At 67.3% G+C, this 5,877-nt stretch carries 5 protein-coding genes; 2 read left to right on the top strand and 3 right to left on the bottom strand.

What is annotated here, in order from left to right; genetic code table 11:
• The 3 genes from ACLML9_RS27355 to ACLML9_RS27345 all read right to left on the bottom strand — a co-directional run bounded on the left by ACLML9_RS27355 (window position 1) and on the right by ACLML9_RS27345 (window position 3,307).
• Window positions 1-444 carry a response regulator gene (locus tag ACLML9_RS27355; RefSeq protein ID WP_411948208.1) on the bottom strand — a complete coding sequence of 148 codons (444 nt, stop codon included), beginning with the start codon at window positions 442-444 and terminating at the stop codon, window positions 1-3.
• A complete protein-coding gene (locus ACLML9_RS27350; RefSeq protein ID WP_411948210.1) occupies window positions 441-2,015 on the bottom strand; it encodes a sensor histidine kinase in 1,575 nt (524 codons plus the stop codon). Before ACLML9_RS27350 ends, ACLML9_RS27355 begins: the two co-directional genes overlap by 4 nt.
• Before the next feature lie 68 nt (window positions 2,016-2,083).
• Entirely contained in the window at window positions 2,084-3,307 is a 1,224-nt protein-coding gene (locus ACLML9_RS27345; protein ID WP_411948209.1) for a PP2C family protein-serine/threonine phosphatase, read from the bottom strand.
• Between the two features lie 741 nt (window positions 3,308-4,048).
• Between ACLML9_RS27345 and ACLML9_RS27340 the strand changes: the two genes are divergently transcribed.
• The gene (locus ACLML9_RS27340) at window positions 4,049-4,228 is read left to right on the top strand and encodes a hypothetical protein (RefSeq protein WP_411948207.1); all 180 of its coding nucleotides are present in this window, start codon (window positions 4,049-4,051) and stop codon (window positions 4,226-4,228) included.
• Between the two features lie 130 nt (window positions 4,229-4,358).
• Window positions 4,359-5,768: a fatty acid desaturase family protein gene (locus ACLML9_RS27335; RefSeq protein WP_411948206.1), complete on the top strand. Its 1,410-nt coding sequence runs from the start codon at window positions 4,359-4,361 to the stop codon at window positions 5,766-5,768.
• The last annotated feature ends 109 nt before the right edge of the window (window positions 5,769-5,877 follow it).

The following is a 5,877-nucleotide window of genomic DNA, read 5'->3' as shown; positions in this document are numbered from 1 at the left end:
CTAGCGAGCGCGGGGCAGCCGGACCACCTGGACGAAGAAGTCGTCGATCCGCTTGATCGCCGCCACGAACTGGTCGAGATCGACCGGTTTGGTGACATAGGCGTTGGCGTGCAGTTTGTAGCTGCGCAGGATGTCCTCTTCGGCGGCGGAGGTCGTCAAGACGACCACCGGGATATGCGACAGGTCGGCATCGGCCTTGATCTTCTCCAGCACTTGCCGGCCGTCGTATTTCGGCAGGTTCAGGTCGAGCAGGATCAGATCGGGACGGGGGGCGTCGGCATAGGGGCCGGCGCGGTACAGGAAGTCCAGCGCCTCCTGCCCGTCGTGGGCCACGTGCAGCGTGTTCCCGATCTTGTTGTCCTCGAAGGCTTCCCGGGTCATCAACTCGTCGCCCGGGTCGTCCTCGACGAGGAGGATATCGATCGGCTGGCCGGGTACGGTCATACGGTTTCTCCTTCGGGTACGGGTACGGGTACGGTCGCGGCAGCGGGCGCTGCCGGGTCCTCGGCACCGGGCTCGGCCTCGACGGTGCGGAGGGTGAAGCAGATCCGGGTTCCCACCGTGTTCTCGGTGTCGAGCCAGATCGTTCCGCCGTGGAATTCGACGATCTTCTTGCAGACCGCCAGACCGATACCGGTGCCGCTGTATTCGTCGCGGGCGTGCAGCCGCTGGAAGATGACGAATACCTTCTCCGCGAATTCGGGTGCGACACCGATACCGTTGTCGGTGACCGAGAACAGCCGCAGCGCCGGATCGTCGGCGTAGGCCGCGGCCTCGATGCGGACGACCGGCGCGTGGTCGGGCCGCCGGAATTTGACCGCGTTGCTGATCAGGTTCTGCCACAGCATCGTCAGCAGGGTCGGCTCGCCCATGATCTCGGGAAGATCGTCCGGCCGCTCGACCACGGCGTCGGCCTCCTCGAGGGCGCCCGACAGATTGGTGAGTGCTTTGTCCAGCGGTTCACCGAGCCGCACCGGCTGCGCACCCTCGTTGACCCGGCCCACCCTGGAGAAGGTGAGTAGATCGTTGATGAGCACCTGCATCCGTTTGGCGCCGTCGACAGCGAAGTCGATGTACTGCTTACCGCGCTCGTCGAGCTGGGCACCGTAGCGTTTCTCCAGCAGCTGGCAGAACGAGGCGACCTTGCGCAGCGGCTCCTGCAGATCGTGGGAGGCGACATAGGCGAACTGCTCCAGCTCGGCGTTGGACCGGCGCAGTTCGTCGGCCTGCAGATCCAGCTCGGCCTTCTGCTGCCGCAGCAGAGTGCTCTGTGACTGCGTGGAACCCAATTCGGTGACGATCCGGGTGCGCATATCCTCCACGGCCGCGGCGACCTGCATGATATCGGCCGGGCCGCGGCTGACGATGTGATGGTCGAACTCGCCGTCGGCCACCCGCAGTGATGATTCGGTGAGCGCGGCCAGGGGGCGCACCACGAGCCTGCGCAATAAGACGGTCAGCACGATTCCGGTCAGCAGGAAAACGAGGACCATCCCGGACAGCACCACATCGCGAATGGTGCGGGCATGTTCCAGCGCCCGGTTGTCCGCGGCGACCGCGGCGGCCAGTCCGTCGTTCTGCACCGTGAACGCGGCACGCAACTGATCGAAGACGTTCTTGGCGCGTACCGCTGTCGTCGCAGTCAGCGCCCGGGCCTGCTCCGGCGACGTGGTGGCCGCGAGCGGACCGGCGTATTCGGTGCGCCACTGCCGCACCCCACGTTCGATCACGTCGAGGTCGGCGAGTAGTTCGGGCCGATCGGACAGCAGTTCACGAAGCCGCACGGCGGCGCGGTCCTGCTCGCGCGAACCCTCGATGTAGGGCTCGAGGAACTGGGGATCGGCGGCGATCGCATAACCACGCAGACCGGTTTCCTGGTTGATCAGCGCACTCTGCAGCCGGTACGCCTCCGCGGACGCGGGCAGGGTTTGCCGGGCCAGCCGGTCGGTGACCTTGTTGGTATTGGAGATGACCTGGGCACCCGCTACCGCGCCGATCAATACCACCAGGATCATCAATGCGAAGACCAGCTGGAACCACGCCTGCGCGGTCAGCCGGCCCACTATCCGGGAGTCGGCGTTCGTCACCGGAGTTCACCCTTTCGCCCGTCGTTCCAGCACACATGAATGATGGCCAGGTCGTCGTCGAGACCGCCCGCCGCCCCGGCCAGGTCCTCGACCCGCTCGATCAGCTCGTCGACGAACACCTCGGGACGGCCCATCGGGACGGTTCGGGCGACCTCCAGCAGACCGGCTTCCCCGAGCCGGTCGCCGTCCCGGCCCACCCGGCCCTCGAACAAACCGTCCGTGAACAGCATGAGCCCGGCTCCCGCGGCCAACTCGACCTCCGCGGCCGGCCATTCCGCCCGGCCGGGCATGAAACCGAGCGCCGCACCACCGGGTACCTCGAGCCAGCACAGTCCCCCGTCGCTGTGGTGCAGCATGCCCGGGTGTCCGGCGCGGCGCACCAGGACCCGTCTCGTCGACGGATCGAGCATCAGACTGGTCGCGGTCGCGAAGGTCTGGCGGTCGGTCCGCTCGGCCAGCAGGACCTGCTCCAGCAAGCGCAACTGCCGCGACCCGGTCACGCCGGAGAGGACCAGGGTGCGCCAGGCCAGGCGCAGCGCGACACCGGTCGCGGCGGCATCGGGTCCGTGTCCGGAGACGTCACCGATGATGACATGCACGACGCCGTCGGGATCCTGGACGACATCGTAGAAATCGCCGCCGAGCAGCGAATGCGCCCGGCCCGGGCGGTACCGCGCCACCACATCCACCGCCCGGTCGGCACCGAGCAGCGGAGTCGGCAGCAGGCCCCGTTCGAGGCGGGCGTTCTCCTGCGCCCGCATCTGGCTGGCCTGCAGGGCCGCGCTGGTGCGCTCGGCCTGTTTACGTTGAATGGCATAGCGCACCGCGCGAGCGAACAACTCCGGCTCGACCCGGCCCTTGACCAGATAGTCCTGCGCCCCCGAGGCCAGGGCCGCCAGCCCTGTACTCTCCTCGTCGAGCCCGGTCATCACCACCACCGCGACACGGTCGTTGTGCGCGCGGATCCGGGCCACCGCTTCCAGCCCCTGGGCGTCGGGCAGCCGTAGGTCGAGCAGGACGCAGTCGGGCACCTCGATGCTGAGCCGGGCAGCCGCCTCGGACAGGGTGCGCACCCATTCCAGGCGCATCCCGCGTTCGGCGTCGGCTACCAGCTCTTCGACCAGCAGGGCGTCCCCGGGATCGTCTTCCACCAGCAGTACGAAGGGTTCCCGCTCGAACCAGCCCGCATTGTCGGCCGGCCCGAGGTCCGCCCCGGCAATATCACCGCGCAAGGTCACCGCCGAACTCGCCAGCACGCATCGACACCCCAGCCTCCGATCACACAGGAAACGACGGCGACTCAGCGCACGCTCGTAGACTCAGCGGCCGGTTGCTGGACCGAGAGGCAATCTTGATCGTAACGGATCACTGTCCACCCCGGTGAACGGGCGGTGTCCGGCGCCGCCGACCGGGCGGACACGCACGACCGACGCCGCCGGACCCGGACGGGTCCGGTCCGCGCGGTCGCATATCCCGGACGCGGCGGCGGCCGCGTGTTGGCGTGGGCGACCCCGTGAATCCCGAGATCGTTTGCGGGACAGGTTTTTACGAGCGTGTGGATGTCGGAGGAGACAACGGTGCGGATCGGATTCGGCCTGCCCTCAGCGGTGCCGGGAGCTACCCCGGGAAGCGATCGGGGCCTGGGCCGCGCAAGGTGAACGCGCGGGGTTCGCCGCACGCGGAGCCACCGATCGACTCGTTTACGACAGCCTCGACCCACTGGTGACACTGGTGGTCGCCGCCGCGCACACCACTACCGCCGAGCTGGTGAGCACCGTGCTGAACATCGGCTACCGCGGGAACCCGTTCGTGGTGGCCGGGCAGATCGCCTCCCCTCGATCGGCTCGGCGACGGCCGGTTCACCGCGGGCCTTTGGGCATGGGCGCGGGGCCGGACGACTACGCGGTCAGCGATATGGTTATGACGACCCGGGCATTCGCTTCGAAAGCGCGCTGGCACAGATGCGGCGGGCCTGGCGGGGCGAACTCGCCGACGCGGCCGGGCCGGTTCCGGCGCTCGCGCCGGGTCGCCCCCCGATACTGCTCGCGGGCCTGGTGCCCGCCGGGATCGTGCGCGCCGCCACACTCGCCGACGGGCGGGTCCGGGCCGATCTGCTCACCGATGTGGCGCATCTGTTGTGACGTGTGAGCTGCTGCTGGTTTGCAGCGATATTCTCGGTGCCGGTCGAGTTGCTCGTGCCCGGATCCGGACGGGGAGACCCCGTGACGCATCGCTGTGGCCCGTGCAACCTGGATACGGAAAGGGATCACGGTGGCCATCACCGACATCAATGCCTACGCGCATTTGACGCCTGCTGATATCGAGGCACTCGGTGCGGAGCTCGACGCCATTCGCGGCGATGTGGAGAAGTCGCTGGGCGAGCGGGATGCGAAATATATTCGTCGGTCGATCCGCGTTCAGCGCATATTGGAGGTTGCCGGCCGGGTCGCACTGCTGGCGGGCAGAAAGCGGTCGGCGTGGTTGGCCGGTACGGCCGCGCTGTCGGTCGCGAAGATCATCGAGAACATGGAGCTCGGGCACAATATCAGCCACGGGCAGTGGGATTGGATGAACGATCCCGAAATCCACTCCACCAGCTGGGAGTGGGACATGGTCGGGACCTCGGCTCAGTGGAAGCAGGCGCACAACTACTCGCACCACACCTACACCAATGTGCTGGGCAGAGATGAGGACCTGGGGTTCGGCATCCTGCGGATGACCCGCGACGAAGCCTGGCGGCCCGTCCACCTCGTCCAACCGCTGGCCAATCTGGTCCTCGCCGCCACCTTCGAGTGGGGCATCGCCTGGCACGACCTGTCGGCCGAGCAGGCCCACACCGGAGTGTCGGGGGCACGGCTGCTGTCCGAGCCGAACAAGGCCTTCCTGCGCAAGGCCCGGCGGCAGGTGGTCAAAGACTTCGTGATCCATCCGCTGCTCACCGGCCCGGCGTGGAAGCAGACCTTGAAGGCGAACCTCACCGCCAACCTGATCCGCAATCTGTGGGCGTATGCGGTGATCTTCTGCGGGCACTTCCCCGATGGCGCGGAGAAGTTCACCGAGGAGCACTTCGCCGACGAAACGCGCGCGGAATGGTATCTACGTCAGATGCTGGGCAGCGCGAACTTCCGGGCGGGCCCGGTCATGGCGTTCATGAGCGGGAACCTCTGCTACCAGATCGAGCATCACCTGTTTCCCGATATTCCGAGCAATCGGTATCCGGAGATCGCCGCGCGGGTGCGCCGGCTGTGCGACATCTACGACCTGCCCTACACGACCGGTTCACTCGGCAGGCAATACCTGCTGTCTTTCCGCACGATTCACAAGCTGGCGCTGCCGGACCGGTTCCTGCGCCGTACCGCCGACGACGCACCGGAAACCTCCTCGGAGCAGAAATTCGCGGGACCGGCCGGGTCGGCGTGGCCGGCGGCCGGTCAGTGGGTCCAGCACCATTGGTCCGGGATCGATCCGCACACCGGCCGGCGGCGCGGTTTACGTTCGGCACTGGTCGAAGGCAAGGTCGCGCTGCGGGAGAAGGCACGCCACGAGAGGCAGGTGCTTCGTGAGGCCAAGCGGGCCTTGCACGACAAGGCTCGCGCGGAGAAGAAGGTTCTGCGCCGCAAAGCGTTGCGTGAGTGGGCGATCAGGCGCGTACGACGCAGGCAGCAACAGAACCGGCAGTGAAAAGGGGGTCCTGTTGTCGATGAGTGCCATATGGCCGCCCGTCGTATGCCTCGCCTGACCGATCCGGCCCGGAAAAGCAAGAAACCCGCGCGTATCGCGCGGGTTTCTG

The organism is Nocardia sp. NPDC002869 (assembly GCF_046764065.1).
Classification (GTDB): domain Bacteria; phylum Actinomycetota; class Actinomycetes; order Mycobacteriales; family Mycobacteriaceae; genus Nocardia; species Nocardia rhamnosiphila.
Note: the sequence above shows the minus strand (reverse complement) of the source record. Positions and strands in the feature narration are given on the sequence as shown.